Annotated in this window: 25 protein-coding genes; 12 read left to right on the top strand and 13 right to left on the bottom strand. The window is 72.5% G+C overall.

Annotated features, from left to right (window positions below):
* Positions 1-16: 16 nt before the first annotated feature.
* A complete protein-coding gene (locus COUCH_RS23850) occupies positions 17-415 on the top strand; it encodes an HIT family protein (RefSeq protein WP_249607415.1) in 399 nt (132 codons plus the stop codon).
* Here COUCH_RS23850 and COUCH_RS23845 read toward each other — a convergent pair.
* The 3 genes from COUCH_RS23845 to COUCH_RS23835 form a co-directional block, all read right to left on the bottom strand.
* Positions 412-1,254: a PfkB family carbohydrate kinase gene (locus COUCH_RS23845; protein WP_249607414.1), complete on the bottom strand. Its 843-nt coding sequence runs from the start codon at positions 1,252-1,254 to the stop codon at positions 412-414. The genes COUCH_RS23850 and COUCH_RS23845 overlap by 4 nt on opposite strands.
* Positions 1,255-1,259: 5 nt before the next feature.
* Complete coding sequence (locus tag COUCH_RS23840) at positions 1,260-1,415, bottom strand: hypothetical protein (protein ID WP_249607413.1); 156 nt, start codon at positions 1,413-1,415, stop codon at positions 1,260-1,262.
* Positions 1,416-1,492: 77 nt separating this feature from the next.
* Positions 1,493-2,353, bottom strand: coding sequence for an amidohydrolase family protein (locus tag COUCH_RS23835; RefSeq protein WP_249607412.1), 861 nt, complete (start codon positions 2,351-2,353; stop codon positions 1,493-1,495).
* 63 nt (positions 2,354-2,416) lie between these two features.
* Between COUCH_RS23835 and COUCH_RS23830 the strand changes: the two genes are divergently transcribed.
* Together COUCH_RS23830 and COUCH_RS23825 are read left to right on the top strand one after the other, a co-directional pair.
* Complete coding sequence (locus COUCH_RS23830) at positions 2,417-3,952, top strand: DHA2 family efflux MFS transporter permease subunit (protein ID WP_249607411.1); 1,536 nt, start codon at positions 2,417-2,419, stop codon at positions 3,950-3,952.
* Entirely contained in the window at positions 3,949-4,548 is a 600-nt protein-coding gene (locus COUCH_RS23825; protein ID WP_249607410.1) for a TetR family transcriptional regulator, read from the top strand. Before COUCH_RS23830 ends, COUCH_RS23825 begins: the two co-directional genes overlap by 4 nt.
* Here the strand turns inward: COUCH_RS23825 and COUCH_RS23820 are convergent.
* Positions 4,545-5,249 carry a TetR/AcrR family transcriptional regulator C-terminal domain-containing protein gene (locus COUCH_RS23820; protein ID WP_249607409.1) on the bottom strand — a complete coding sequence of 235 codons (705 nt, stop codon included), beginning with the start codon at positions 5,247-5,249 and terminating at the stop codon, positions 4,545-4,547. The genes COUCH_RS23825 and COUCH_RS23820 overlap by 4 nt on opposite strands.
* A 99-nt stretch (positions 5,250-5,348) precedes the next feature.
* Between COUCH_RS23820 and COUCH_RS23815 the strand changes: the two genes are divergently transcribed.
* Positions 5,349-5,990 (top strand): hypothetical protein, encoded by a 642-nt coding sequence (locus COUCH_RS23815; protein ID WP_249607408.1) that lies wholly within the window; start codon positions 5,349-5,351, stop codon positions 5,988-5,990.
* Positions 5,991-6,006: 16 nt separating this feature from the next.
* On the opposite strand, the gene COUCH_RS23810 is transcribed toward COUCH_RS23815, so the two are convergent.
* Complete coding sequence (locus COUCH_RS23810) at positions 6,007-7,626, bottom strand: FUSC family protein (protein ID WP_249607407.1); 1,620 nt, start codon at positions 7,624-7,626, stop codon at positions 6,007-6,009.
* A 72-nt stretch (positions 7,627-7,698) separates the two neighbouring features.
* Between COUCH_RS23810 and COUCH_RS23805 the strand changes: the two genes are divergently transcribed.
* Positions 7,699-9,252: a GntP family permease gene (locus COUCH_RS23805; RefSeq protein WP_249607406.1), complete on the top strand. Its 1,554-nt coding sequence runs from the start codon at positions 7,699-7,701 to the stop codon at positions 9,250-9,252.
* Between the two features lie 71 nt (positions 9,253-9,323).
* Here COUCH_RS23805 and COUCH_RS23800 read toward each other — a convergent pair whose 3' ends face one another.
* Positions 9,324-10,106: an LLM class F420-dependent oxidoreductase gene (locus COUCH_RS23800; protein WP_249607405.1), complete on the bottom strand. Its 783-nt coding sequence runs from the start codon at positions 10,104-10,106 to the stop codon at positions 9,324-9,326.
* Between the two features lie 131 nt (positions 10,107-10,237).
* On the opposite strand from COUCH_RS23800, the gene COUCH_RS23795 reads away from it, so the two are divergent.
* From COUCH_RS23795 to COUCH_RS23775, 5 genes are all read left to right on the top strand, one after another.
* Positions 10,238-11,218: an alpha/beta hydrolase family protein gene (locus COUCH_RS23795; RefSeq protein WP_249607404.1), complete on the top strand. Its 981-nt coding sequence runs from the start codon at positions 10,238-10,240 to the stop codon at positions 11,216-11,218.
* Between the two features lie 181 nt (positions 11,219-11,399).
* Positions 11,400-13,544: a transglycosylase domain-containing protein gene (locus COUCH_RS23790; protein ID WP_249607403.1), complete on the top strand. Its 2,145-nt coding sequence runs from the start codon at positions 11,400-11,402 to the stop codon at positions 13,542-13,544.
* 218 nt (positions 13,545-13,762) lie between these two features.
* Positions 13,763-16,108 (top strand): beta-glucosidase family protein, encoded by a 2,346-nt coding sequence (locus COUCH_RS23785; protein WP_249607402.1) that lies wholly within the window; start codon positions 13,763-13,765, stop codon positions 16,106-16,108.
* Positions 16,109-16,262: 154 nt separating this feature from the next.
* The gene (locus COUCH_RS23780) at positions 16,263-17,402 is read left to right on the top strand and encodes an NAD(P)/FAD-dependent oxidoreductase (RefSeq protein ID WP_249607401.1); all 1,140 of its coding nucleotides are present in this window, start codon (positions 16,263-16,265) and stop codon (positions 17,400-17,402) included.
* Between the two features lie 13 nt (positions 17,403-17,415).
* On the top strand, positions 17,416-17,838 hold the full coding sequence (locus COUCH_RS23775; RefSeq protein WP_249607400.1) for a nitroreductase/quinone reductase family protein: 423 nt from the start codon (positions 17,416-17,418) through the stop codon (positions 17,836-17,838).
* Between the two features lie 15 nt (positions 17,839-17,853).
* Here COUCH_RS23775 and COUCH_RS23770 read toward each other — a convergent pair whose 3' ends face one another.
* The gene (locus COUCH_RS23770; RefSeq protein ID WP_249607399.1) at positions 17,854-18,090 is read right to left on the bottom strand and encodes a hypothetical protein; all 237 of its coding nucleotides are present in this window, start codon (positions 18,088-18,090) and stop codon (positions 17,854-17,856) included.
* 44 nt (positions 18,091-18,134) lie between these two features.
* On the opposite strand from COUCH_RS23770, the gene COUCH_RS23765 reads away from it, so the two are divergent.
* Positions 18,135-18,440, top strand: a complete 306-nt coding sequence (locus tag COUCH_RS23765) for a hypothetical protein (protein WP_249607398.1) — start codon at positions 18,135-18,137, stop codon at positions 18,438-18,440.
* A gap of 98 nt (positions 18,441-18,538) precedes the next feature.
* Here the strand turns inward: COUCH_RS23765 and COUCH_RS23760 are convergent, their stop codons facing one another.
* Positions 18,539-20,785 (bottom strand): M4 family metallopeptidase, encoded by a 2,247-nt coding sequence (locus COUCH_RS23760; RefSeq protein WP_249607397.1) that lies wholly within the window; start codon positions 20,783-20,785, stop codon positions 18,539-18,541.
* Between the two features lie 98 nt (positions 20,786-20,883).
* On the opposite strand from COUCH_RS23760, the gene COUCH_RS23755 reads away from it, so the two are divergent.
* Positions 20,884-21,249: a hypothetical protein gene (locus tag COUCH_RS23755; RefSeq protein WP_249607396.1), complete on the top strand. Its 366-nt coding sequence runs from the start codon at positions 20,884-20,886 to the stop codon at positions 21,247-21,249.
* A gap of 2 nt (positions 21,250-21,251) precedes the next feature.
* On the opposite strand, the gene COUCH_RS23750 is transcribed toward COUCH_RS23755, so the two are convergent.
* From COUCH_RS23750 to COUCH_RS23730, 5 genes are all read right to left on the bottom strand, one after another.
* Positions 21,252-21,941 carry a VOC family protein gene (locus tag COUCH_RS23750; protein WP_249607395.1) on the bottom strand — a complete coding sequence of 230 codons (690 nt, stop codon included), beginning with the start codon at positions 21,939-21,941 and terminating at the stop codon, positions 21,252-21,254.
* Positions 21,942-22,125: 184 nt separating this feature from the next.
* Positions 22,126-23,025: a carbohydrate ABC transporter permease gene (locus COUCH_RS23745; protein ID WP_249607394.1), complete on the bottom strand. Its 900-nt coding sequence runs from the start codon at positions 23,023-23,025 to the stop codon at positions 22,126-22,128.
* Position 23,026: 1 nt separating this feature from the next.
* Positions 23,027-23,947 carry a carbohydrate ABC transporter permease gene (locus tag COUCH_RS23740; RefSeq protein WP_249607393.1) on the bottom strand — a complete coding sequence of 307 codons (921 nt, stop codon included), beginning with the start codon at positions 23,945-23,947 and terminating at the stop codon, positions 23,027-23,029.
* A complete protein-coding gene (locus COUCH_RS23735; protein ID WP_249607392.1) occupies positions 23,944-25,275 on the bottom strand; it encodes an extracellular solute-binding protein in 1,332 nt (443 codons plus the stop codon). The genes COUCH_RS23740 and COUCH_RS23735 overlap by 4 nt, the downstream gene beginning before the upstream one ends.
* A 221-nt stretch (positions 25,276-25,496) precedes the next feature.
* On the bottom strand, positions 25,497-26,540 hold the full coding sequence (locus tag COUCH_RS23730; RefSeq protein ID WP_249607391.1) for a LacI family DNA-binding transcriptional regulator: 1,044 nt from the start codon (positions 26,538-26,540) through the stop codon (positions 25,497-25,499).
* Positions 26,541-26,658 lie beyond the last annotated feature (118 nt).

The following is a 26,658-nucleotide window of genomic DNA, read 5'->3' as shown; positions in this document are numbered from 1 at the left end:
GTGATCTGATAGGGCCGTGCCGACCATCTTCACGAAAATCATCAACGGCGAGCTGCCCGGCCGCATCGTCTGGTCGGACGAGCGGGTCGCGGCGTTCCTGACCATCGCCCCGCTCACCCCCGGCCACACCCTGGTCGTGCCGCGCGCCGAGGTCGACCAGTGGACGGACCTGGACCCGGACCTGTACGCCCACGTGATGGCGGTGAGCCACACGATCGGCGGCGCGCTGAAGCGGGCGTTCGACGCGCCGCGGATCGGGCTGATCGTCGCGGGCTTCGAGGTGCCGCACGCCCACGTCCACGTCTTCCCGGCCCACGACATGGCCGACTTCGACTTCGGCCGGGCGAACTCCGACGTCCCGGCGGAGGACCTGGACGCCCACCACCAGCGCATCCTGGCCGCCCTCGACCGCTAACCCCGCAGCGCCGCGAGCCAGGAGCGGGGGCCGCGGTGCTGGACGCGGATGCCGGCGACGCCGATCGCGGAGCGCAGCGCCTCCGTGAGCTCCGCGCCACCCGCCACCGCGACCGTCAGCGCGCCGTGGAAGGCGTCCCCCGCGCCGGCCGTGTCGACCGCCGGCACGCGGGGCACCTCGAGCTCGCCGGAGTCGTCGCCCGACCACCACTGGACCGGGTCCGGCCCGCGGGTGATCGCTCCGCGTTCCGCGCCGAGCGCTCGCAGGGCCGGGACCGTGCCGAGGGCGCCGGGTGGGTGGAAGGCCGCGGAGCAGGCGGCGATCGCTGCGTGGGGGAGCAGGCCCGCGAAGACCGGCCGCCACGTGCCCGCGTCCAGCACCAGCGGCCGCCCGCTGCGCGCGGCCGCCAGGGCCAGCGCGGGATGATGCCCGTCGGCCAGCACCGCGTCCGCGGTGGTCAGGGTCTGCGCGAGATCCGGCGGTACGGCCACAGCGACGCCCCGCGCGTTACGGCTCACGATCGTGCGCCCGCCGGTCGCGTCGAGCACCGTGACGGCCGAGACCGGTGGGGGCTCGTGGGCGTCCGGCGCAGCGTCGAGCAGCGTGACGCCGTGGGCGGCCAGGTCTGCCCGGATGAGGTCGCCGAGCGGGTGGGCGCCGACCGCCGTGACCAGGGTGACCTGGGCGCCGAGCGCCGCGGCGGTGATCGCGGCGTTGGTGGCCGGGCCGCCGGCCGCGACCTCCGCGGACAGCGCCTCCGCCTTGTCGTCCGGGCCGGGCAGGCGGTCGACGCGCTGGACCAGGTCGACGGTGGCCAGGCCGACGCAGACGACCCGCACGGCGGTCAGGACGCGAGGTCGGAGAAGAAGACGCCGACGTTGCGGAACACCTCCGCGACACCGTCGCCGAGGCTGCGCGCGATGTCCGCGGCCGGGCCCGGGTTCGTGCCGATGTAGAAGATGACCAGCGCGAGCACGATCCAGCCGACGGCCTTCTTCATCTCCGCCACCTCCCCGGCGCGATCGATCGAAGGGAATCGTGTCACAGCGGCGCAGGTCATGGGGGCCGGACGCGCCGTCAGAGATCGAAAAGACGGGCCGCGTTGTACCAGCACACCGCGCGCAGCCAGGCGTCGCCGAGGCCGAGGGCGGCCAGCGCGTCCAGCTGGTGGGCGTACGGGTACGGGATGCTCGGGAAGTCGCTGCCCAGCAGGACCTTGCCGGCGAGCCCGAGGTCGCGCAGCCGGGGGAGCAGCTCGCGCGGGAACGGGGCGATGTCCTCGAAGAACGCGGTGAACGCCATGGTCGTGTCGAGGCCGGCGCGCTCGTGGCGCTCGGCGAGCTCGAGGAAGCCCGCGTACTCCGGGGCGCCGAGGTGCGCGGCGATCATGGCGAGCCGGGGGTGGCGGCGCAGCACCTCGCCGATCGGGCCGGGGCCGGTGAAGCGGTGGGGGACCGGGCCGGAGCCGGCGTGCACGATCACCGGGGTGCCGGTCTCGGCGAGGATTCCCCAGGCCTCGTCCAGCTCGGCGCTGCGCGGGTCGAAGCCGCCGACCTGCAGGTGCAGTTTGAAGATGCGTGCGCCGCGCTCCAGCGCCGTACGGACGTCCTGCGCCGCCGACGGCTCGGGGAAGAACGTGGCGCTGGGCAGGCAGCCGGGCGTACGGGCGGCGAAGTCCAGCGTCCAGGTGTTGAGGTCCGCGGCCATGCCGGGGCGGTGGGCGTACGCGAGCGCCGTGAACACCCGTACGCCGAGCTCGCCGAGCGTGGCGACCCGTTCGGCGGCACTGCCGCGGTAGTGGATGGGCCATTCGCGGCCGATGAGGGGCCCTGCCTCGTCGAAGTGCGCCCAGACGCGGCGCTGCATCCGTTCGGGCAGGAAGTGGGTGTGCACGTCGGCGAGCCCCGGCAGGCCGAGCGCGGTGGCGAAGGCGGTCACGGTTCGATGATGGCGTACGTCACAATCTGATTGTCTCTAGCTTTTGACAGTTACCCTCATTTCATGGCTACCTCCAATTCACGCTGGTGGGCGCTCGCGGCCCTCTCCCTCAGCACCATCGCGATCGGGCTGGACAGCACCGTGCTGTCCGTGGCCCTGCCGACGCTCGCGGGAGACCTGCGGGCGACGACCGGTGACCTGCAGTGGTTCACCACCTCCTACCTGCTCGTGCTCGCCGCCGCGCTGCTGCCCGCCGGGATGCTCGGCGACCGGTTCGGCCGCAAGCGGATGCTGCTCGGCGCGCTGGTTCTCTTCGGGACCGCGTCGGCCGCGTGTTCGTACGCCACGACCTCCGGCCAGCTCGTCGCGGCCCGCGCGGTGCTCGGGCTCGGCGCGGCGGTGATCATGCCGCTCAGCTCGGCCGTGCTCACCGTGATCTTCGACCCGAAGGAGCGGGGCCGGGCGCTGACCGTCTGGGTCACCGCCAACACGCTGGGCATCCCGCTCGGCCCGCTGGTCGGCGGCTACCTGCTGGACCACTTCTGGTGGGGCTCGGTCTTCCTGATCAACGTGCCGCTGGTGGTCGCCGGCGTCGTCGCGGTGGCGCTGTGGGTCCCCGAGTCGCACGGCGACCGGAAGCGGCGTTTCGACCCGCTCGGCGTGCTGCTGTCCACGGCCGGTCTGGTGGCCGTCACGTACGGCGTCATCGAGGCCGGCGAACGCGGCTGGACCGACGCCCGTGCCGTGCCCACGGCCGTGGCCGGGGCGGTGCTCCTCGGGCTCTTCGGCTGGTGGCAGCGCCGCGCGAAGGCGCCGCTGGTCGACCTCGTGCTGTTCCGCTCGCGGGGCTTCACCTGGGGCGCGCTGCTCGCCACGGTCGCCAGCTTCGCGATGTTCGGCCTGCTGTTCGCGCTGCCGTTGTTCTTCCAGGAGATCGGCGGCAACGACGCGTTCGGCACGGGACTGCGGCTGCTGCCGGTCATCGGCGGGCTGATGGTCGGCGCGCGCATCGGTGGCAAGCTCGAGAACCGGCTCGGCGCCAAGGCCGTCGTGACGGCCGGGCTGCTGCTGATCGCCGGCGGCCTGCTGCTGGGTACGGCCACCGGCCCGGACTCGGGGTACGGCTTCGTCGCCGTCTGGATCACGCTCGCCGGCATCGGCCTCGGGCTGACCATGCCCCCGGCGATGAACGCCGCGCTGGGCGCCCTGTCGCACGAGCGCAGCGGGGTGGGCTCCGGGCTGATCCAGGCGATGCGCCAGGTCGGCAGCGCGATCGGGGTGGCCGTGCTCGGTACGGTGCTGAACTCCGCGTACCGCGACGGGGTCGACGGGGCGGCGCTGCCGGACACGGCCCGCGACAGCGTCTCGGCGGGGGTCGCGGTGGCCCGCCGCCTCGGCGACCCCGGGCTGCTCGACGTGGTGCGTTCGGCGTTCACCGACGGCATGGCCCTGACGATGCTCGTGGCCGCTGCGGTTGCGATGTGTGGCGCCGTACTCTCGATGATCTTTCTTCCGGGCCGGCCGGCGCGACCGGACGACGCGCCGGAGGTCCCCCGCACGCCGCTCTCGCCGCCGGCGGCGGCAGAATCGACGGTATGACGCCGCCGGGACTGCGGGAACGCAAGAAAGCCAGGACGCGCGCCGCGATCCGCGAGCACGCGCTGCGGCTCTTCGACGAGCAGGGGTACGCCGCCACGACGGTCGATCAGATCGCCGAGGCGGCGGACGTCTCGCAGAGCACGTTCTTCCGGTACTTCCCGACCAAGGAGGACGTCGTCCTCGCCGACGACCTCGACCCGCTCCTCGTGCAGGCGGTCCGCGAACAGCCGGTGGACCTGCACCCGGTCGAGGCGATCAAGCGCGGCATCCGGCAGGTCTTCGCCGGCGTCAGCCGGGAGCAGCGGGTGCAGGAGCGGCGGCGGCAGCGGCTGATCCAGTCGGTGCCCGAGCTGCGGGCCCGCTCCCTGCACCAGTACGCGGCCGCCGTCGACCTGCTGGCCGCGGTCGTGGCGGAGCGGGCCGGGCTTCCGGGCGACGACTTCCCGGCCCGCGTGCTGGCCGGGGCGGTCATCGGTTCCCTGCTGGCGGCGCTGCCGCAGGGCCGCGACGAGCCCGCGCTGGACAGCGACGAGTTCGACGCCATGGACCGCGCCCTCGACCTCCTGCAGGCCGGTCTGCCGCTGGGCCCGCGCTAGCCCTCCGGGCCTCGGCCGTCCGGGCCGTCTTCCGTGGCGCCGGGGGCCAGGCGGGCGAGGCCGTCGAGGATGAGGTCGAGCCCGAAGCGGAACTCGTCGGGGAAGCTGAAGCCGGTCCTCGCCAGCTCGGTGACCACCTCGACGAGGAACGGGTACTCCTCGATCTCCGACGGTTGTCGTTGCGCGACGGCCGTCCGGCGCCGTGCCGCCTCGGCGGGGATGTCGCCGGCGAGCGTCTTCTCCTGCAGGGCGAACCCGTACACATAGGCGTCCATCAGGTTGGACGCGTGCACGGCGGCGCGGAACGAGAAGCCCGCGTCGCGGCGCAGGCAGGCGAGCACGGCGTTGTGGTGGCGCAGGTTGGCCGGGCCGGGGGTGCCCGTCTCCATCCGCCCGACCGCCCACGGGTGCCGCAGCAGGGCGTCGCGCATCGATGAGGCGCGCGTGTGCAGCGCGGCACGCCAGTCGCCGCCGGCCGGGATCGCGACCTCCGCGAAGACCAGGTCGATCATGCCGTCGAGCAGGTCGTCCTTGTCCGTGACGTGCTTGTAGATCGCCATCGGCACCACGCCCAGCCGGTCGGCCAGCCGGCGCATGGTGAGCCCGTCGAAGCCACCCTCGTCGGCGACCCGCACGGCAGCGGCCAGCACCCGGGCGCGGTTCAGCCGCTCGCGGCTCGTGCTCGCAGGGCTCGTGGGCACCGGTCCTCCTTCATCCGGCTTGACAGGCGTACACCGTACACCTACCGTCGTCGCCACCGAAGGTGTACGTCGTACACCTTCGCTTGGGAGGAGCTCGCCATGACCATCACCGCCCGGACGCTGCTGCGCGCCGCCGGCATCTGCGCCGCGATCGCCGGACTGCTCTTCGTCGGCGTCCAGATCGGCCACCCGCCCATGGGGCTCGCGACGGTCACCACCACCGACTGGATCGTCCGCAGCACGGCCAAGGCGGTCATGGCGGCGCTCGCACTCGCCGGCATCACCGGCATGTACCTGCGCCAGGTCCGGCAGGCGGGCATCCTCGGCCTTGCCGGGTACGCGGTGTTCGCCGCCGGCTACCTGCTCATGCTGGGCATCGAGATCATCGCGGCGACGGTCCTGCCGTCGCTGGCGGACACCGCCCCCGGCTACGTCGCGGACGTGCTCGCCGTGGCCTTCGGCGGCACCGCTGTCCACGGCATCGGGGCCCTGCAGACGGTCATCGTCCTGGGCTCCGTCGGCTATCTCGCGGGCGGCTGCGTGTTCGGTGTCGCGCTGTTCCGGGCCGGCGTCCTCGCCCGCTGGGCCGCTGCGCTGCTGGCGGTGGGCACCGTCGCGACGGTCGCCCTCGCCGTCCTCCCGGAGTCGTTCAACCGGCCGCTGGCCGTCCCGACCGGTGTGGCGCTGATCGGCCTGGGCGTCTCGCTCTGGAACGACCAGCGTGCCACCGTCGAGGGCTAGATGCTCACCCGCAGCGTCAAGCGGGGCCTGGCGACGGCGCTGCAGGGCTGACCGGCAGCCGCGCGAGGGCCAGCCGCCCCCGCCGCTCCGCGTCGAGCACCCGCTGCGTGGCGCCCGGTGGCAGGCCCGGCTCGCCGGCCGCGACGTCGTAGGCCTCGCGCAGCACCGTCAGCTCCCGGGCAAGCCGGGGCGCGAGCGCGGCCTGCTCGGCATGGTCCGCGGCGCCGAGCCGGGCGGTGGTCGCGGTGCACGCGGCGATCGCGGCCTCGAGGTGGCGCGTGGCCGTACGGGTTCGTACGGCCACCGCCCCCAGCAGGCCGAGCACGCATCCCAGCACGGTCTGCACCAGACGGTCGCGCAGCAGCTCCGCGGGTGGGCCGGGGTGTCCCATCTCGCCCACCAGCAGTGCCAGCGGGGTCACGGCCACCATGGCGAGCCCGTAGTTGCGGATCACCAGCAGCTCGGCGGCCACCTGGGCGACGATGATGCCGGCGACCAGCGTCCAGGTGCCGCCCGGCGCGGCGACCGCTGCCACGGCGACGAGCAACCCGGCGACGGTCCCGGCGGCCCGCTGCACGCCGCGGTGCAGGGAGATCAGCAGGTTCGCGCCCTGCAGCACGGCGACCGCCGACACCGACGCCCAGTACGCGTGTCCCATCCCGGTCGCGTGCGCCACCGACCCGGCCAGCGCCCCCGCGACCAACGCCCCGGCCGCGACCCGTGCCGCCGCGACGAGCAGCGGCCCGCCCAGCGACGTGCTCCGCACCGACCGGCGCAGCAGATCCCGGTACGGCGGACCGGCCAGACCGGCGGCCTGATGCCGTCCGGTGATCTCCGCCGACTCGGACGCGGTGCCGCGCAGCGTGGGCACCGGCCCGCGCCGGGGAACCGCGCCGGCGAGCCGCATCAGCTCGTCCCGGTCCCGCTCGAGGCCTTCGGCGCCGGTCGCCGCGAGCGCGCTCTCGGCCCGGGCCACGAGAGGCTCGAGAGGGTGGCCGGCGGGGAGGGCGTCCCAGGCCCGGGCGACCGCCGTCGCCGCCTGGTGGCGCAGCCGCAGGCCGGCCGGGCTCTCCGGCACACCCCGGGCGGCCGCGACCCGGCGCAGGGCACGGGCGACGGCCAGGCGGCGCGGGCCGTCCCGGTCGACCGCCGCGCCGGCCATGGCGATCACCCAGGCGACGGCCGCCGCGGCGGCGGTGAGCGCGGCGTTGCGGGCCACGTCGGCGGGTCGTGCGGGTACGGCGGCAGCCACGGCGGTCGCGAACGCGAACATCAGCCCGGCGGGCGGCCCCACCCGGAACACCCCGGCCAGCCAGGTGGCAGCGGCCCCGACGAGCGACACCGCGACCACGGCCGGGAGGGCGGGGGACGGGCTGAGCGACACGAGCGTGCCGAGCACCACGCACGCGACGAGGCCGAGGCCCGCGGCGGCCACCACCCGGCCGCGGGACCGGTAGTGGGCGTCGCGGGCGTACAGGGCGGCGAACGAACCGAACGTCGCGATCCCGGACCGGGACGGGTGGCCGGCGAGGGTCAGCGTCACCAGGGGGAACGCCACCGCGAGCCCGGCGCGCAGCGCGAAGGCCCACGCCGCGTCGGCCGGGCGTACGCGGGCGGAGTCGCGGATCCATTGCACGGGGTCGGCGTACCCTTCCGGCGGGGTTCCGATGCGGGATTGGTTTTCACCTGATCGGGGTACGGCTCGCCCATGATTGCGCACGCCGCTCACTCGCTGGCCGCGGAGGCGATCACCTCCGCGGGTACCGGCCAACTCGTCCTCGCCGCCGTGCTGGGCATCGCGGCCGTCATTCTGCTCATCGCCTGGGCGAAATGGCACCCCTTCCTGGCCCTCGTCGTCGGGGCGGCCGTGCTCGGCATCGTCGCCGGCGTCGCGCCGGCCGACACCGTCACCTCGTTCACCAAGGGCGTCGGCAGTACGGCCGGCAGCGTCGGCCTGCTCATCGCCCTCGGCTCCATGATCGGCGCGCTGCTGGCGGAGTCCGGCGGCGCGGACGGCATCGTCGCCACGATCGTGCGCAAGTTCTCCGGCTCGGCGCTGCCGTGGGCGATGGCGGGCGTCGCCGCGCTCATCGGCCTGCCGCTGTTCTTCGAGGTCGGCGTCGTGCTGCTCGTGCCGATCGTGCTGCTGGTCGCGCAGCGTACGGACGTGCCCCTGCTGAAGATCGGCATCCCGGCGCTGGCCGGTCTGTCGGTGCTGCACGGCCTGGTCCCGCCGCACCCGGGCCCGCTGGTGGCGATCGCGAACCTGAACGCCGACCTGGGCCTGACCCTGGCGTTCGGGCTGATCTGCGCGATCCCGACGGTGCTCATCGCGGGCCCGGTCTTCGGCAACTTCATCGCCAAGCGGGTGCCGGTCGCCGTGCCGGGACGGGCGCTGGTGGGCGCCGGAGCTCCGGCGGGCGACCGGGTGGGTTCCGGCCCCGCGCGCGAGCGCCGCGGTTCCGGCCCGGCCGGCGACCGTCCCGCCTCGGGCCCGGCCGGTGGTCAGGACTTCGTGGACCGCGACGACCTGGCCAATGCGGGCACCGGCGAGCCGGACGAGCCGGTCGACCGGGGCCTGCCGGCCGGGCGGCGCAACCCGGGCTTCTGGCCCGCGGTGCTGACCGTGCTGCTGCCCATCGTGCTGATGCTGCTGCGGGCGATCGCCGAGCTGACCCTCGACAAGGGCAACGGCGTGCGCAGCGCCCTCGAGGTGCTCGGCGACCCGGTGGTGGCGCTGCTGCTCGGGGTGCTGCTGGCGATGTGGACGCTCGGCAAGCGGGCCGGCTTCGACCGGTCGCAGACCTCGTCGGTGCTCGGCGGGGCGCTGCCGCCGATCGCGGGCATCCTGCTCATCGTCGCGGCGGGCGGCGGCTTCAAGCAGGTCCTGGTGGACGCGGGCGTCGGCAACGTCGTGGCGGACGCGGCGAAGGACGCCAACATCTCGGCACTGGTGCTCGGCTTCCTCGCGGCGGTCGGCATCCGGGTGGCCACCGGGTCCGCCACGGTCGCCACGATCACCGCCGCGGGCATCGTCGCGCCGCTGGCCGCGACCCTGGACAAGCCCGAGGTGTCGCTGCTGGCGCTCGCGATCGGCGCCGGGTCGCTGTTCTTCTCGCACGTCAACGACGCCGGGTTCTGGCTCGTCAAGGAGTACTTCGGGATGACCGTCGGACAGACCATCAAGACGTGGTCGGTGATGGAGACGATCATCTCGGTGGTCGGCTTCGGCTGCGTGATGATCCTGAGCATCTTCGTCTGACAGGCAGCCTTCAGTCCGCTCGTGGGTGGCCGGGCCCGTCGCGATGACGGGCCCGGCCGCGTGCGGTGGGGTCAGGCGTTCTGCTCGTCCCGCCAGGCCAGCCAGTCGCGCAGCGGGCCCAGGTCCGGCTTCGGGCCGCCGACGCCGACGGTGAACAACGAGACGCCCTGTTCGCGCAGCGCCGTCGCGGCTTCCACGCCGCCCTCGGCCGACAGGCCGCCGGAGACCTCGATCTCGGAGAAGTCCCGGCCCACGTCGGCGCAGTGCTGCCGGAGCACACCCAGCTTGTGCGCGACCGTCGCGGCGTCGCCGAAGCTGTGCCAGATGTCGGCGTGCTTGGCCACCAGGCGCAGCGTCTTCTTCTCGCCGCCGCCACCGATCAGCACCGGGATCTTGCGGGTCGGCGGCGGGTTCAGCGTGCCGAGCCGAGCCTCGATCCGGGGCAGGGCGTCGGCGAGGTCGTTCAGGCGGCCGCCGGCGGTGCCGAACTCGTAGCCGTACTCCTGGTAGTCCTTCTCGAACCATCCGGAGCCGATGCCCAGGATCAGCCGGCCGTCGCTGATGTGGTCGACCGTGCGCGCCATGTCGGCGAGCAGGTCGGGGTTGCGGTAGCTGTTGCAGGTCACGAGCGCGCCGATCTCGACCCGGGACGTGGCTTCCGCCCACGCGCCGAGCATCGTCCAGCATTCGAAGTGCAGGCCGTCGGGGGCGCCGTACAGCGGGTAGAAGTGGTCCCAGTTGAACAGGACGTCGACGCCGAGCTCCTCCGCCTCGGCGGCCGTACGCCGGATCGTGGGGTAGTCCGCGTGCTGGGGCTGCAGCTGCAGCCCGATCCTCACAGGCCTGGTCGTCATGATTGCCAACAGTAAGCGGTGCTGCCGGTTGCGGCGGGAAACCCCGCCCGGGCCCCGGCCCGTCACCGGATGTGATGTTCAGCTCGTGCGTTTCTCAAGGTCATCACAGGTACGCCCGGAACAATGTCACCATGCGTAGACGGACACTGCTGCTCGGGCTGGCCGGCGCCGCCGGGGCCGGGGGCCTCGCGGCGTGCACCGCCGACACCGGGACGGGCGTCGGGATGGCGGGGGCCACCAGTGCCTCCGCGTCGGCCGCGCCCATCCTCGCCTCGACGACGGCCTCGTCGCTCGCGCCGCAGTCGGTCACCGCCCCGTACGTGCCGCCGGCCGGCAGCGCCCCCGCGCAGGCGTACGCCGTGGGCCGCCGCGTGCTCGACGTCAGCCGGGACGGGCGGGCGCTGCCCACGACGCTCTGGTACCCCGCCACGAGCGCCGCCACCGATGCCCCCGCGGCCACCGGGCGGTTCCCGCTCGTGCTGTTCAGCCACGGCCTCACCGCCCAGCCGGGGGACTACGCGGCGATGCTGGCCCGCTGGGCGCAGGCCGGGTTCGTGGTGGCCGGGCCGACGTACCCGAACACGTCGTACGGCGCCGCGGACCTGGATCCGCTCGACATCGTCAACCAGCCCGCGGACGCCTCCCACGTGATCGACCAGCTGCTGACGGCCGGCGGCCCGCTGAGCGCGGTCATCGACCCCGATCGGCTCGCCGCGGCCGGCCACTCGGCGGGCGGCATCACCACCGCGGGCCTGTTCAGCGCCCGCCGAGACGAGCGGCTGAAGGCGGGGGTGGTGCTGGCCGGCACCGACTTCCAGGGCACGCCGTTCACCGGGCCGCCGGCGGCCATGCTGTTCGTGCACGGCCGCAGGGACGACACGGTGACGTACCGGGCCGGGCATGCCGTCTTCGCGGCGGTGCCCTGGTCGCGGGCGATGCTGTCGATCACCGAGGGCGGCCACGTGACGACGGGCACCGACTTCGAGGCGACCGCCGCCACGTCGACCGAGTTCCTGCGCTGGGCCCTGTACGGCGACGCGGGCGCCCGGTCCCGCCTGCCCGGAGCGGCCGCGCGGGGCGGTGTCGCCACGCTCGACGACCAACTTGTGTGATGCAGTCCACTCGTCCCGGGAGCGTGACGCGCGCCGCGTCGTTGGGTAAGAGGGACTCGCCGCCCGGCCGATCCTTCGGGTGACCTGGCTGTTCAGGAGCCCCGGACGGCAGCCGGAGGCGCACACGTACGGGGCAACCCTCGAGAGGTGGTGCTGGATCTCCGTGGCTAACGTGGATCGGGTGACTTTCTGGACCCGAAAACGCGATCGCTCCCTCTTCGCCAACGGCGGATCGCTGGTGATCTGTGGCCTGCTCGCCGGTGTCGTGGTCGCGGCGGCCTCGTTCCCGGCCGTGGCCATGTCGGGCCTGGCGGCCAAGGCGGGCTCGCAGGGCTTCGCCGAGCTGCCCAGCGAGCTGGAGCAGCAGTCGGCCCCCCAGGTCACCCGGATCTTCGCCTCCGACGGCAAGACGCAGCTCGCGGTCATGTACGACGAGTTCCGCAGCGACGTGCCGCTGAAGGAGATCTCGGTCAACATGCAGCACGCCATCGTCGCGGCCGAGGACCACCAGTTCTACGAGCACAACGGCGTCGACCTCAAGGGCGTGGCCCGGGCCTTCGTCAACAACAAGCAGGGCGGCGCGCAGCAGGGCGCCTCCACGCTGACGATGCAGTACGTGCGCATGACGCTGGCGTACTCGGCCAAGACGCCGCAGCAGGCGATCGACGCGACGAAGGACAGCCCGGAGCGCAAGCTCACCGAGATGAAGTACGCCATGCAGGTCGAGAAGGAGCTCACCAAGGAGCAGATCCTCGAGCGCTACCTCAACATGGCCCCGTTCGGCAACGGCGCGTACGGCGTCTACGCCGGCAGCCAGGTCTACTTCCAGAAGAAGCCGAAGGACCTGACGATCGCCGAGGCCGCCCTGCTCGCCGGCATGGTGAAGGCGCCGACCTCGTTCGACCCGACCACGCCCAGCGGCTACCCGCAGGCGCTGGACCGGCGCAACTACATCATCGACAACATGCGTGACCTGAAGTACGTCACGCCGGAGCAGGCCACCCAGGCCAAGAAGGTCAAGCTCGCCAAGACGACGAAGCGTCCCGGCAACGGCTGTGTCTCGGTCGCCAAGAACAACTGGGGCTTCTTCTGCGACTACTTCTACCGCTGGTGGCTGAGCCAGGAGCAGTTCGGCGCCACCTCGTACGACCGTGAGCGCCAGCTCAAGAGCGGCGGCTACCGCGTGGTGACCTCGCTGGACATCAAGGCGCAGGCCTCGGCCCGCAAGGAGATCACCGACCAGATCAGCGACAAGAGCCGCAACGCGCTGCTGCTGGCCGGGGTCGAGCCGGGCACCGGCCGGGTCCGCGCGCTGGCCGCCAACCGCAAGTACAAGCTGGACGACCCGGAGCACCCGAAGAACAAGCTCAGCTCGAACCCGGAGCTGGCGGCGAAGGGCATCCGCGGCACGTACCCGAACACCACCAACCCGATCATCACCGGCGGCGGCGACATCGTCGGCTACCAGGCCGGCTCGGTGTTCAAGATGTTCACGCTGGTCGCGGCGCTGGAGAACGGCTTCGGGCTGGACCACTCGATCACGTCGGGCTCCACGTACAAGTCGGGGTACATCATCGACCCGAGCTCGGACGCGGCCTGCCCGGGCACGCACTTCTACTGCCCGTCGAACGCGTCCAAGACGGAGCAGGGCACCTTCAACATGTGGACCGGCTTCGGCAAGTCGGTGAACACGTACTTCGTGCCGCTGCAGGAGCAGGTGGGCGCGGAGAAGGTGGTGGACGTGGCGAAGCGGTTCGGCGTGCAGTTCCGGGCCCGGCAGGACGCCGAGTTCGCCAACGACCCGGCCTCGGCGCACCAGTGGGGCGCGTTCACGCTGGGCGTCTCGGCGTCGACGCCGCTGGACATCGCCAACGCGTACGCGACCCTGGCCGGCGACGGCATGTACTGCAAGCCCACGCCGATCCAGCGGATCACCTCGGCCGACGGCACGAAGCTGGACGTGGGCCAGCCGGACTGCACCCGCGCGACCAGCAAGGACGTGGCGCGCCGGGCGCTCGACGCGGCCCGCTGCCCGGTCGGTGATCACGCCCAGCTGGGCAACTGCTCCGGCGCCACCGAGCCGGACGCGCGCGACGCGGTGGGTCACCCCATCTTCGGCAAGACCGGTACGACGGACGCCGACAAGACCGCTGCGCTGGTGGTGGGTACCCAGTCCCTGGTCGTCGCCGGCTACCTGGTGAACCCGGACTGGGCCGGCCACTACGACCGGATGCAGCACGGCATCGTGAACCCGGCGGTCTACCGGACGATGGCCGACTACATGGACGGCAAGCCGCAGGAGGAGTTCAAGAAACCGGGGGAGTGAACCCGGCCGCAGCCCTCGATCCCGTCGTCTCCCGCAGCGGAGGCGGCGGGATCGTCGTATCCGGGGTCTCTGAAACTTCCGGGGCACTTCCGAAGCGTGTCCCGCCTGCGGAACTGGTGTTGGTCGCAACTTCCGGCTTGCGCCGGGAAGACGGGCCGGGAGAGACTGCCTGTGCCGTCCGGAAGAGCACCGGAAGTTTCGGCGAAGCAGGAGGAGTCATGACCGTGCTGAAGGCCGGCCCGCAACCGTGGACCGACACCGCTCGAACCAGCGCCGAGCGCGCCGACGCCCTGCTGGAGGAGATGACCCTCGAGGAGAAGGTCGCCCAGCTGGGCAGCGTCTGGCAGCAGGACGCGGTCGAGACCACCGGTGAGGTCGCGCCGATGCAGGACGTCTTCGCCGCCGGCTCCCGCCCCTTCGACACCGCGGTGCGCGACGGCATCGGTCACCTCACCCGGCCCTTCGGCACCCGGCCGGTCACCGCCGACGAGGGCCGGGCCCGCGTGGTCGAGCTGCAGCGGCAGGTCGTGGAGAGCAGCCGCCTGGGCGTGCCCGCGATCGTGCACGAGGAGTGCCTCACCGGCTTCACCACGCTGGGCGCCACCGTCTACCCGACGTCGCTGGCGTGGGCCGCCACGTTCGACCCAGAGCTGATCGAGCGGATGGCCGCGGCGATCGCCGGCGACATGCGCGCGGTCGGCGTGCACCAGGGCCTGTCGCCCGTGCTCGACGTCGTGCGCGACTACCGGTGGGGCCGCGTCGAGGAGACGATGGGCGAGGACCCGTACCTGGTGGGCGCGCTGGGGGCCGCGTACGTGCGGGGCCTGGAGAAGCAGGGCCTCGTCGCCACCCTCAAGCACTTCGCCGGCTACTCCGCCTCGCGCGCCGCCCGCAACCACGGCCCGGTCGCCATGGGCCCGCGTGAGCTGCGCGAGTACATCCTGCCGACGTTCGAGACCGCGATCCGCGCCGGCGGCGCGCGCTCGGTGATGAACTCGTACTCGGAGATCGACGGTGTGCCGGTCGGCGCGGACCCGTCGCTGCTCACCGGCGTGCTGCGCGACGAGTGGGGCTTCGACGGCGTCGTCGTCTCCGACTACTGGTCGGTGCCGTTCCTGCAGACGATGCACCGGGTGGCCGCCACGCCCGCCGAGGCGGGGGCGCTGGCGCTCACCGCCGGGATCGACGTCGAACTGCCCGACGCCGTCGGCTACGGCGCGGGGCTCGTGGAGCTGGTGCGCTCGGGGCGTGTACCCGAGGAGCTCGTCGACCGGGCCGCCCGCCGCGTGCTGCGGCAGAAGGCCGAGCTCGGCCTTCTCGACCCGGACTGGACCCCCGAGGGTTCCGTCGCGGCCGGCGCCGGCATCGACTTCGACTCGCCCGCCAACCGCGCCATCGCGCGGGAGGTGGCCGAGCGCTCGGTCGTGCTGCTCGCCAACGACTCCGGCGTGCTGCCCCTGACCGAGGGCACCGCGCCGCGCCGGATCGCGGTCGTCGGGCCGTGCGCCGACGACGCCCAGGCGTTCATGGGCTGCTACTCGTACCCGAACCACATCCTCGGCGACTACCCCGAGTACGGGATGGGCCTCGAGGCGGCCTCGCTGTGGGCGGCGCTGCGCGCCGAGCTCCCGGACGACCGGTTCACGCTGGAGACCGGCTGCCCGATCCGCGACGAGGACCGCTCCGGCTTCGACGCGGCGGTCGCCGCCGCCCGCGACGCCGACGTCTGCATCGCCGTGGTCGGCGACCGGGCCGGCATGTTCGGCCGCGGGACCTCCGGCGAGGGCTGCGACGCGCCGGACCTGGCGCTGCCGGGCCTGCAGGGCGAGCTGCTGGGCAAGCTGCTGGAGACGGGTACGCCCGTCGTCGTGGTGGTCGTGTCCGGCCGCCCGTACGCGCTGGGCGACTACGAGGGGGCGGCCGCGATGATCCAGGCGTTCATGCCCGGCGAGGAGGGCGGCGCGGCCATCGCCGGTGTCGTCTCCGGGCGGCTCAACCCCAGCGGCAAGCTGCCCGTCCAGGTGCCGCGCCTGCCGGGTGGCCAGCCCGGCACGTACCTGCAGCCGCCGTACGGCGCGAACAGCGAGGGCGTCAGCAACCTCGACCCCACGGCGATGTTCGGCTTCGGACACGGGCGCTCGTACACCACGTACGAGTACGACGACCTGACGCTCAGCGCCACCGAGCTGCCCACCGACGGCACGGTCACGGTCTCGGTACGGGTCCGCAACACCGGCCCGCGCGACGGCGCCGAGGTCGTCCAGCTGTACCTGCACGACGTCCAGGCGGAGGTCACCCGGCCGCTGCTGCAGCTCGCCGGGTTCGCCCGGGTGCCGCTCGCCGCGGGCGCCGCGGCCCGCGTGGAGTTCACCCTGCACGCCGACCGCACCGCGTTCGTGGGCCGGGACCTGCTCCGCGTCGTCGACCCGGGCGAGGTCGAGATCCACGTCGGCGCCTCCGCCACGGACCTGCCGTGCCGGGCGACCGTCCGGCTGACCGGGGAGCGGCGCACGGTGGGCCGGGACCGGGTCCTGCACACCCCGGTGGTCGTCGGACCGGCCTGACCACACCTGGTCTCGTCGCGGCCCGCGGCTTCTCTCTCCCTGCTGCGGGCCGCGACGTCTTTCCCGGTCCCCGATGTGGCGGCGATGTGAAGGTCCCTGGCAGGTCGTATGTGACCGGCCGCCCCGGCGCTGAACCGCACCTACCGTCGCCCCTGTGCACACCGTTGACGTTCTCGTCGTGGGTGCGGGCCTGGCCGGCCTGCACACCGCGCGCCTCCTCGCCGCCCGGGACCTGACCGTCACGGTGGTCGACCGCCGCCGGTCGCTGGCGGCGGGCATCCGGACCACCGGCATCTTCGTCCGCCGCACCCTGGACGACTTCGGCCTGCCGGAGCACCTGCTCGGTCCCGGCGTCCGCGACGTCCTGCTGTACCCGCCGTCGCGCCGGGCCCCGGTCCACCTGACCAGCGACCGCGACGAGTACCGCGTCGCCGACATGGCCGGCGTCTACGAGCACGCGCGGCGCACGGCCGAGGCCGCCGGGGCCCGGATCCTGCTGGGCGTCCGGTACGCCGGAATGTCGGGGAACGTGGCCCGGCTCGAGGGCGCGGAGCCGGTGACCGCCCGGTTCGTCGTCGGCGCGGACGGCGCCCGGTCCCGGGTGGCGCGCGACCTCGGGCTGGACGTGAACCGGCGGCTGCTCGTCGGGGCGGAGATCGTGCACCCGATCGCGGAGGGCCCCGGCGCCCCGGCGTTCCACTGCGTGCTGGATCCCCGGATCGCCCCCGGTTACCTGGGCTGGGTGATCGCCGACGGGCGGCACGCGCACATCGGGGTCGCCGGATATCCGCACGCCATGCGCGCCGGCGTACGCCATCTGCTCGACGACTTCGCCGCTGACGCCCCGGGCCGGGCGGCGCCGGCCGGCCCGGTCGAGCGCCGCGGCGGTCCGATCCCGGTCGGCGGCGTGCTGCGCCGGCTGGCCTGCCCGCGGGGACTGCTCGTCGGCGACGCGGCGGGCGCGGTGTCGCCGCTGACCGCCGGCGGCCTCGACCCGTGCCTGCGCATGTCCGAGCTCGCCGCGGCGGTCACCGCAAGCTACCTGCGCACCGGCGACCAGTGCGTCCTGCGCGGGTATTCGGGCGGCCCGCTGCGGGCCCGCTTCCGGGGGCGGCTGATGCTGCGGCGCCTGGTCGCCGGCCTGCCCTCACCGGCCGCCGCGGAGGCGGCCTTCGCCGGGCTCCGCAGCCGTGCCGGCCGGGCGGCCGCGGCCCGGATCCTGTTCGGCGACGGCTCGTTCCCGGACGTACGGATGCGGGCGGAGCGGGCGGCGAGCGGTTGCCTGCACCGGTGACTAACCTGGGGGCATGGCGTCCAGCAACGACAGCATCATCGAGACCTTCCGGGCCAACGACGGTGTCGTCGGCGGCCCGTTCGAGGGCAAGACCCTGCTGCTGCTGCATCACCGCGGGCGCCGGTCCGGCAAGGAGTTCGTCACGCCGCTGGTCGCGGCGCCGGACGAGGACGCGTACGTGATCTGCGGCAGCCTCGGCGGCGGACCGGAGGATCCGCAGTGGATCGCGAACCTCGAGGCGGCGGCCGGTGCGACCACGGTCGAGCTGGGTCCCGCCACGTTCGAGGCCGGCTACGAGGTGATCCGGCCCGGCGACCCGCGCTGGGCGGAGACGTACGGTGTCTGGCGCGACTACTGGCCGCAGGCCCGGGAGTACGAGCAGAAGACCGACCGCAAGTTCCCCGTCGTCCGGGTGCAGGTCCCGCCCTCGGCATGACGCCGTTGGCGGGGGTCAGGGGGAGCCGGGCCGGAACCCGGCCGCCCGGTAGCCGTCGTCCTGCTCCCGCAGCCACTGCTCACCCGCTGTGCCGAAGTAGGCGATCGTGTCCTCCACGACCGTGCCGTCCCGCTCGACGATGCGGCGGATCTCGTCCGCGTCGCCGTCGTCGGCGCCGAGATAGGCCATGATCGTCACTCGTTCGTGGCCGCCGGTCGTCTCCCGCTGGTACACCCGGGCCGAGTTCGCCATGTGCCCCATCATGGCAGGCCCGCCGCCGGTGTACGGTCGGGCGCATGCGCGTTCCTACTGCAGCGGTCACCGCGGGCTCCCTCATCGGCGGCTGGCAGCTCGCCCGCCGGACCGGCATCCGCCCGCTGGGCGGCGTGGTCCTGGCGGCGGGCGGGGTGCTGGCCGGGCGGGAGTGGGCCCGGCGGACCAGCCCGGCCGTGACCGCGGGGCTTCTCGCCACGTACGTCGGCGCGTTCGGCCTGTCGCACCCGCTCGCCAAGCGCATCGGCCCGTGGCCGTCCGTGCTCGCCGTCTCCGCCCTCACGGCCGCGGCATCGTACGCGGCCGCGGACCGCAAAGCCGCCCGCTGAGCCTCCGCAGAGCCGCCCGCTGAGCCTCCGCAGCGCCGGCAGCGGGCCGTGAGGTGCCGGCGGGTCCACGCTGACCGGCCGGCGCCCCACGGATCCGGCTAGAGCGACAGCTTCCAGCTGTTGATGTAGCCCGTGTCGATCGCCGCGGCGTCCTGCACGCGCAGCGTCCAGGTGCCGTCGGCCGCCTCGCCGGACAGGTTCACCGCGTACGTCTGATCGATGTTGTCGGTGCTGCCCCCGGCCCGGTTGTGCAGGGTGTACGCCGTGCCGTCCGGCGCCACCAGGCTGACCACCAGGTCACCGATGTACGTGTGGACGACGTGTACCTCCACCGTGCTCGTCACCGACGGCGTGACCGTGCAGCCGCTGATCGCGATGGTGCTGGTGACCGTGGTGTTGTCCGGGATGGCGACGTCCGTGTCGTTGCCGCCCGAGCAGCCGTCGGGACTGCGTACGGTCAGGGTCAGCTGGGTGGAATGGGCCACCGACGGTGACGTGCCGGTCAGGGTGATCGGGTAGCTGCCGGTGCCCAGGCCGTCGGGCGTGCTGACGGTGACCGTGGCCGACTCGCCCGCGGTGATCTCGGCCGGGCTGAACGACACGGTCACGCCCGGCGGCACGCCCGTGGCGGTCAGCGCGATCGTCTCCGCGGTGCCGTTGGTGACCGTGCTGGCCAGGGTCGTCGTGACGGTCTCGCCGCGGTCGATCGTCGCCGTCGCCGGAGAGGTGGCGAGGGAGAAGTCGTCCCCGGTGGGGCAGTAGTCGCCGCCGGCCACGTTGACCGCCGTCCAGGCCGCCTGGACCGTCTTGTACTCCGTGCCGCACAGGCCGTAGAGGTCCGCGGCCGCGGCGAGCGTGTGCGCCCGGGCGGTGTTGGCCGGCGTCGCGGTGCTGACGTAACGGGTGTTGGACACGAAGTAGGTGTCGAGCGCCCGGAACCAGATCTTCTCGGCCTTGTCGCGGCCGATGCCGACCACCGGGTCCGCCGCCCCGCACACCGGCGAGGTGCCGTACGCGGTGGCGCCGGTGCCCTCGGCGAGGTCGAAGAAGAAGTGGTTGGCCACGCCGGAGGAGTAGTGCACGTCGACGCTGTTGGTGGACGAGGACCAGCAGCCGTGGGAGGCGCCGTCGAGGGCCGGGTTGTACATGTAGCGCAGCGGCGCGCCCGTACCCCGGATGTCGATCTTCTCGCCGATGTCGTAGTCGCCGGGGTCGCTGTCCGTACCGGCGTAGAACTCGACCATGGAGCCGAAGATGTCGCTGGTGGCCTCGTTGAGACCGCCGGACTCGCCGGAGTAGGTCAGGCCGCCGGGGATCACGTTCTCGGTGACGCCGTGCGACATCTCGTGCCCGGCCACGTCCAGCGCGACCAGCGGCTTGGCGTTGCCGGCGCCGTCGCCGTACGTCATCTGGGCGCCGTCCCAGAACGCGTTCACGTACGCGTTGCCGTAGTGCACCCGCGAGGGCACGCCGGCGCCGGTGCCGAAGATGCCGTTGCGCCCGTGCACCTCCTGGAAGTAGCGGAACGTGGTGGCGGCGCCGAAGTGCGCGTCCACCGCGGCGGAGGCCCGGTCCGCGTTCGTCCCGGTGCCCCAGACGTTGTCCGCGTCGGTGAACGTGGTGCACGTCGAGGTGCCGTTGTTCAGGTCGCAGGTGCGGCCGTTGCCGTGCGCCGGATCCACCAGGCTGAAGCCCGTACCCGACTCGGTCGTGTCGAGGTGCACGGAGCCCGAGTAGATGCTGTTGCCGGTGCCGTCGACGGTCTCGATCTCGTCGAACGAGCCGCGGACCGCGTTGGTCGACGCGTCCGTGATCACGTGCAGCCGGGACGGGGTCTGTCCGTCCTTGGCCCGGCCGGTGACCACGGTCTCCCAGGCCAGCGTGGGCGTGCCCGCGCCGGCGTCGATGAACAGCTCGGGCGAGCCGACCGAGGTGACCTTCCCGGAGAAGGCCCGTTCGGCGGCGGCGCGGGCCCGCGGTGCACCGACCTTCGGGGTGACGTTCAGCGCCAGCGGCGCCGCGAGCCCGTCGGAGCTGCCGGTGTAGTCGCCGTGGGCGTCGACCCGGACGGCGATGTCGCCGCCGTGGACGCGCAGGCCCTGATGCGTACGCGTGTAGCGCACGACGCCGTTGCCCCGGGCGTCCTTCTTGCTGCTGTAGACGGTGAACGTGTCCTGCGGCGAGCCGTCGACGGCCGCCCGGTGGTGCTCCAGGGCTGCGGTGGCCTGGGCCGGCAGCGAGGTGGACGGCGTGGACGGTGGCGCGGCGGACGCACTCGTGGCGGCGACCGCTGCGCCGCTACCGGCCAGCATGGTGGTGCAGGCCAGTGCGAGAGCTCTTCTCAAATGAGTTCCTCCCCGGATCCGGATGGCAAGCCATCCATTGATCTCAATAGCTTTGCGGAGAGCTTGAAGGTTGAACAGCCACGAAGTGAAGAATTTACATGTCTGAATTGACGGGCCGGCCGGCCCGCGGGGCGGCGATCATCGGGCTCGGCGGCGGAAGGAGCACGATGGCGCAGATGGAGACCACCGAGGACGGCCACTTCGTGGTCATCAAGGGCCGCCGCTGGCGCGCGACCGACCCCGCCATCCCCGAGGACGAGGCGGCACGGTTGCGCCGGGCGTTGATGGCGGCCCGCCGGGACGTCGGCGCGGCGCTGCGCGCGGGCGAGGACACCGCGCCGGCCCGCGCCCGGGTGCAGGCGGCGAAGGTGGCCCTCGGCGAGCGCGGCACCCCGTGGTGGGAACAGAGTCCCGACCAGCGGCGCGAACGGTGGGAGCAGGGCCTGCGCGACCTCGAACCGTAGGCCTACCGCGTCAGCAGGCGGAAGCCGTTGCCGTCGGGGTCGGTCATCGTCCCGGCCGCGTCACCGGTGCCCGTCGCCCCGAGCGAGATCAGCCGCTCGACCTCGGACTCCCGGTCGCCGGCGGGGACGGCGAGGTCGAGGATCAGCCGGTCCGCGCCCCGGCGCGGCATGTACGGCGGCCCGCCCCAGGTGATCTTCGGGCCGCCGTACGGGGCCTGGATCGCGGTCTCCTCGTCCTGGTCCCACACCAGCGGCCACCCCAGCGCCGCGGCCCAGAACCGGCCGACCTGCGGCGTACCGTCGCACGACAGCGCGCCGATGAACCCGCAGCCGGCGAGGAACTTGTTACCCGGCTCGATCACGCAGAACTCGTTGCCCTCCGGGTCGGCGAGCACCACGTGCTCCTCCTCGGGCAACTGGCCGACATCGGTGTGCCGCCCACCCAGCGCGAGCGCGCGGGCCACCGTCTCCCGCTGCTCCTCGAGCGACTCACTCGTCAGATCGAAGTGGGACCGGTTCTGCGCGACCTTCGGCTCGTCACTTCGCGCGAACCGGAGACGGAAGCCGCCGTCCTCCGCAGGCGCCAGCGTGCCGTCGCCGGCGACCTCCCGGCGCAGCAGCCCGGCCCAGAAACGCGCCAGGGCCGCCGGATCGTGCGCACGGAAACAGACCGCGTCCAGGTTGCCGGTCATGATGCCCACCCCCGGCCGCAGCCTAGGCCGCTGCCGCGTCGTCCGCAGTCGATATACCGCGACCCCGGGACGGCGTCGCGGGCCGTGCGCCCACCGCACGGCCCGCGACTTCGGTCCCGGTCCGCCCCGGGTACCGCCACCCCACCGCGCCCACCCGATTGCCCCAGGTGCGGTGGGGTGGTCCCTATTTGCCGAAGCCTGCCGTCAGACCGCTGAGGAGCTGGCGGCGGCCGACCATGTACATCACCAGGATGGGCAGCGTGGTCAGCACCACGGAGGCGAGGATCGCCGGGAAGTTGGTGCCGTACTGTCCCTGGAAGTTCCACAGCGCCAGCGGCAGCGGCCGGTTGTCCGGGCTCTGGATGAGCACGAGCGGCAGCAGGAACCCGTTCCAGATGGTCAGGCCGTGGTAGATGGTCACGGTGACCAGCGCCGGACGGGTGAGCGGGAACGCCAGGTGCAGCAGCGTGCCCCACTCGGTGGCGCCGTCCATCCGCATCGACTCGAAGAGCTCCTTCGGCACGTCGCGGATGAAGTTGGTCAGCACCAGCACCGACAGCGGGATGGCGAACGCGATCGAGGGCAGGATGATCGCCCCGAGCGTGTCGTACATCTTTAGCTTGATGATGATGAGATAGACCGGGATGATCACCGCTTGCAGCGGGATCGCCAGGCCCATCAGGAACAGCGAGTTGGTCCAGCGCAGGAAGCGCCGGCCGCTGCCCCGCACGATCGCGTACGCGGCCATGAACGAGATCGCCACGGCGGGAATGACCGCGCCCACCGTGATGATCACGCTGTTCACGAAGTACCGGACGAAGCCCGCCTCGAGCACCAGCCGGTAGTTCTCGAGCGTCGGGTCCTTCGCCGGCACCATGGTGTTCTCGGCGAAGTAGGTGCTCTGCGTCTTGAAGCTGGTGATGACGATCCAGTAGATCGGGACCAGCACGACCAGCAGCCACACCCACCCGAGCGCGCCGCCGATCCAGTTGCGGGGGGTCCCGCGGCGGCCCTTGCGGCGCGGCGCCTCGTCCAGGTCGGGCCGGGCGTCGGCCGCCCGGGCGCCGGAGGTCAGCGTGGTCATGTCAGGCCCCTTCCAGCTGGCTCTCGTCACCGCGACCACCCAGGCGCCGCAGCCCCAGCGCGAGCCCGAGGCCGACCAGCACCAGGATCACCGCGATCACGCTCGCCGGGCCCATCAGGCCGGCCATGAAACCGCGCTGGTACATGTCCAGCGCCAGCACCCGGGTCGCGTCGCCCGGTCCACCCGCGGTGAGCACGAAGATGAGGTCGAAGAACGTCAGCGAGCCCACCACCATCAGCGTCGACGATGTGATGATCGTGTACTTGAGCTGCGGCAGCGTGATGCTGAAGAACTGGCGCATCCGGCCCGCGCCGTCGATCTGCGCGGCCTCGTACATCGCCCGCGGGATCTGCCGGACGCCGCCCTGGTAGATCAGCGAGTGGAACGGGATGAACTGCCACGACACCACGAACACGACCACGCCGACGGCCAGCTTGCTCTCGCCCAGCCAGTCCTGGTTCAGGAAGTCCACGCCCAGGCCGGAGCCGAGCCCGAAGTTCGGGTCCAGCAACGCCTTGAACGTGATCGCCAGCGCCGCCGAGCTCAGCAGCAGCGGGATGAAGTACAGCACGGCCAGCCACTCGCGGTACCGCTCGTGCCCGGCCAGGAAGACGCCGATGAGCAGGCTCAGCGGCGTCTGGAACAGCCAGGACAGCGCCATGATCACGAAGGTGACCCAGAGCGCGTGCGGCAGTCCGGGGTCGGACAGCACCGACTGCCAGGCGTCCAGCCCGGCCGGCTTGATCTCGCCGATGCCGTCCCACTGCGCGAAACTCAGCGCCAGCACGCCCAGCAGCGGGACGACCCCGAAGATCAGGAACATGATGAGCGCCGGCACCGCCATCCAGGCGACGCCGCCGCTCCGCCCGCCGCCGGAGGTGGGCCGGTCCACCCGCAGCGGGGGCGGAGCAACAGTTGTCATTTGCCGATGGTCCCGTTCATGTTCGAGATGAACTCGTCGGGGCCGATCGACTTCTGGAAGAACTTCGCGATGTTGTCCAGCAGCGCCTCGGCCGCGGTCGGGCTCAGCGCCTGGTCCCACGACTGGCCGAAGTTCTTGGCCTTGGTGGAGATGTCGTAGACGAAGTTGAGGAACTCGGCGTCCTTGGAGGCCGCGAGCATGGACTGGCTGCTCTTGGCGACCGGGACCGCGCCGGAGTCCACCCACTCCTTGACCTCGGCGTCGGAGAGCACGGCGTCCTTGAAGAACTTCTTCGCCGTCTCCTTCTGCTCCGCGGTGGCCTTGGAGGAGATGGCGTAGTACTGCCCGGGGTTGCCGACCGTGTTGCTCGGGTCGCCCTTGCCGCCGGTGACCGGCGGGAAGTTCATCCAGCCGAGCTTGCCGTCCTTGACGAAGTTGCCGCCGTCGTTGGCCATGCTGCCGTACGTCCACGTGCCGTGCAGCATCATGGCGGCCTTGCCGCGGTAGAGCAGCGCCTGGTCGGCGTTGGAGTCGGCGGTGATGGAGGAGAAGCCCTTGACGAAGCCGTTGGCGTCGATGAGCTGGCGCAGCTTGGTGAGGGCCTCCTTGGCGCCGGGCGCGGACCAGGCGTTGGGCTTGCCCTCGAAGACACCCTGGAACAGCTCCGGGCCGCCGATGCGGTCGAAGAGGAACTCCATCCACATCATGTTCGTCCACCGCGACTGCCCGCCGAGGGAGAACGGCGCGATGCCCTTGCCGTTGAACAGGGTCACCAGGTTCATGATGTCGTCCCACGACTGCGGGGGCTGGGCACCGTTCTTCTGGAAGACCTCTTTGTTGTAGAAGAGGACGATCGGCGCGACCGTCTCGGCCGGCATGGCGTAGATCTTGCCGTTGATCGTGGCGGGGCCGAAGGAGGTCTCGAAGAGCTTGTCCTTGACCGCGGCGTTCTGCCCGAACCAGTCGGTGAGGTCCTCGACCTGGCCCGCCTCGACGTAGCTCTTGAGGCCGCCGCCGCCCCAGCCCCAGATGATGGTGGGGGCCTGACCGGCGCCGATCGCGGTCTTGATCTTGGTCTTGTAGGCGTCGTTCTGGTACGCCGTACCCTGGATCTTGCTGTCCGAGTTGTCCTTGTTGAACCGGTCGACGGTGTCCTTGCGGATCTGCTCGCCGGGCGCGCCGGTCAGGTACCAGTAGGTGGCGGAGGCGCCGCTGCCTCCACCCGAGGTGCCGGGCCCGGAACTGCCGCAGGCGGCGAGCGCACCCGCCGCACCCGCCCCGACGGCCAGATTGAGGAAATTGCGACGCGATATCGAACTGAGTTCCACGCTTGTCTCCATGCTCCTGAGCCGCTGTCGCGGCTACCGACCCTGACACCGGAAGTTTCGAGAAGAGCTCGTAAGTTATCGAGAGATTTCGTTAACGTAGGGTTTCCGCTGTGGTGTGTCAAGGGTCTCAACGCCCTTCCGCCCGGAACATGAAACGCGACTCCAGTACGGGTGGGATCGCTCCCACGACCGGTCTCGACGAGGTCACGAACGGGTCTCTCTCAGGCGTCGGTCGACCCCCGAAACTTCCGGTACGGCGCGGTGCTGTCGCGCAGGATGAGTTCGGTGGACAGTTCAACCCGGGGGGCCGCGACACGATCGCCCTGGGCCAGGCGCAACGCGGTCCGCGCGGCCAGGCCGCCCATCTCCGCGAGGGGCTGCCGGATGGTGGTCAGCGGCGGCGACGACCAGCGCGCCTCGGGCAGATCGTCGAAGCCCATCACGCTGACGTCGTCCGGTACGCGCAGCCCCCGCCGGCGCGCCGCCTCGTACACGCCGAGGGCCATCTGGTCGCTGGCGGCGAAGATCGCGGTGGGCGGGTCGGGCCGGGCGAGCAGCTCGGCGCCGCGCACGTACCCGGACTCGTGGTAGAAGTCGCCCTGCCGGATCAGGTCCTCGTCCACCCGCAGGCCGGCCGCCTCCATGCCGGCGCGGTACCCGTCGAAGCGCGCCCGGCTGCACATGACGTGCCGCGGCCCGGCGATGAAGCCGATCCGGCGGTGTCCCAGCTTCGCCAGGTGCTCGGTGGCGCTCAGCCCCCCGGCCCAGTTCGTCGCCCCGATGGTGGGCACGTCCGACTCGGAGTTGCCCACCGGGTCCACCACCACGACCGGGATGCCCAGCCGGGTCAGCTCGGTGGAGACCGTGGCGGTCAGCTCGGAGTTGACGAAGATGACCCCGGCCGACGAGCGGGCGCGCAGGTTCTGCAGCCACTGCCGGGTCGCCATCGGCCGCCGGTGCACGGCCGAGACGACCGTACCCACACCGGAGGCGTGCGCGACGTCCTCCACCCCGCGGATGAGCTCCACCGCCCAGGGGCTGTCGAGGTCGTTGAAGACGAGGTCGAGCAGTCCGGTGCGGCCGGTCTGCTGGCGTGAGTTGCGCCGCCGGTAGCCGTGCTGCTGCAGCAGCTGCTCGACCCGGGCCCGGGTCTGCGCGGAGACGTCGGAGTGCCCGTTGAGCACGCGGGAGACGGTGGGCACCGAGACGCCGGCGGCACGGGCGATGGTGGAGATCGTGACCCGCCGGTTGTCGTCCACGATCATGATCCGACGGCTGCCGTGGGGACCGCGGGGCGCGCGGCGGACACGAGGACCGGTAAAGGTTTGATCATCATTGATGTCCTCACGGGCTCGGCCCCGAAACTTTCGGGAGTTTCCGTTA

The sequence above is a fragment of the Couchioplanes caeruleus genome (assembly GCF_023499255.1).
GTDB lineage: Bacteria > Actinomycetota > Actinomycetes > Mycobacteriales > Micromonosporaceae > Actinoplanes > Actinoplanes caeruleus_A.
The sequence above is the reverse complement of the archived record's forward strand: the minus strand, read 5'-3'. Positions and strand labels throughout refer to the sequence as shown.

What these genes read in the sequence shown, in the direction of transcription:
- COUCH_RS23795 (WP_249607404.1), top strand. Translation starts at nt 10,238, where the DNA reads ATGCGTAGACGGACACTGCTGCTCGGGCTGGCCGGCGCCGCCGGGGCC.
- COUCH_RS23815 (WP_249607408.1), top strand. Translation starts at nt 5,349, where the DNA reads ATGACCATCACCGCCCGGACGCTGCTGCGCGCCGCCGGCATCTGCGCC.
- COUCH_RS23785 (WP_249607402.1), top strand. Translation starts at nt 13,763, where the DNA reads ATGACCGTGCTGAAGGCCGGCCCGCAACCGTGGACCGACACCGCTCGA.
- COUCH_RS23730 (WP_249607391.1), bottom strand. Translation starts at nt 26,540, where the DNA reads ATGATCGTGGACGACAACCGGCGGGTCACGATCTCCACCATCGCCCGT.
- COUCH_RS23825 (WP_249607410.1), top strand. Translation starts at nt 3,949, where the DNA reads ATGACGCCGCCGGGACTGCGGGAACGCAAGAAAGCCAGGACGCGCGCC.
- COUCH_RS23745 (WP_249607394.1), bottom strand. Translation starts at nt 23,025, where the DNA reads ATGACCACGCTGACCTCCGGCGCCCGGGCGGCCGACGCCCGGCCCGAC.
- COUCH_RS23800 (WP_249607405.1), bottom strand. Translation starts at nt 10,106, where the DNA reads ATGACGACCAGGCCTGTGAGGATCGGGCTGCAGCTGCAGCCCCAGCAC.
- COUCH_RS23830 (WP_249607411.1), top strand. Translation starts at nt 2,417, where the DNA reads ATGGCTACCTCCAATTCACGCTGGTGGGCGCTCGCGGCCCTCTCCCTC.
- COUCH_RS23775 (WP_249607400.1), top strand. Translation starts at nt 17,416, where the DNA reads ATGGCGTCCAGCAACGACAGCATCATCGAGACCTTCCGGGCCAACGAC.
- COUCH_RS23755 (WP_249607396.1), top strand. Translation starts at nt 20,884, where the DNA reads ATGTCTGAATTGACGGGCCGGCCGGCCCGCGGGGCGGCGATCATCGGG.
- COUCH_RS23840 (WP_249607413.1), bottom strand. Translation starts at nt 1,415, where the DNA reads ATGAAGAAGGCCGTCGGCTGGATCGTGCTCGCGCTGGTCATCTTCTAC.
- COUCH_RS23805 (WP_249607406.1), top strand. Translation starts at nt 7,699, where the DNA reads ATGATTGCGCACGCCGCTCACTCGCTGGCCGCGGAGGCGATCACCTCC.
- COUCH_RS23740 (WP_249607393.1), bottom strand. Translation starts at nt 23,947, where the DNA reads ATGACAACTGTTGCTCCGCCCCCGCTGCGGGTGGACCGGCCCACCTCC.
- COUCH_RS23770 (WP_249607399.1), bottom strand. Translation starts at nt 18,090, where the DNA reads ATGGCGAACTCGGCCCGGGTGTACCAGCGGGAGACGACCGGCGGCCAC.
- COUCH_RS23765 (WP_249607398.1), top strand. Translation starts at nt 18,135, where the DNA reads ATGCGCGTTCCTACTGCAGCGGTCACCGCGGGCTCCCTCATCGGCGGC.
- COUCH_RS23750 (WP_249607395.1), bottom strand. Translation starts at nt 21,941, where the DNA reads ATGACCGGCAACCTGGACGCGGTCTGTTTCCGTGCGCACGATCCGGCG.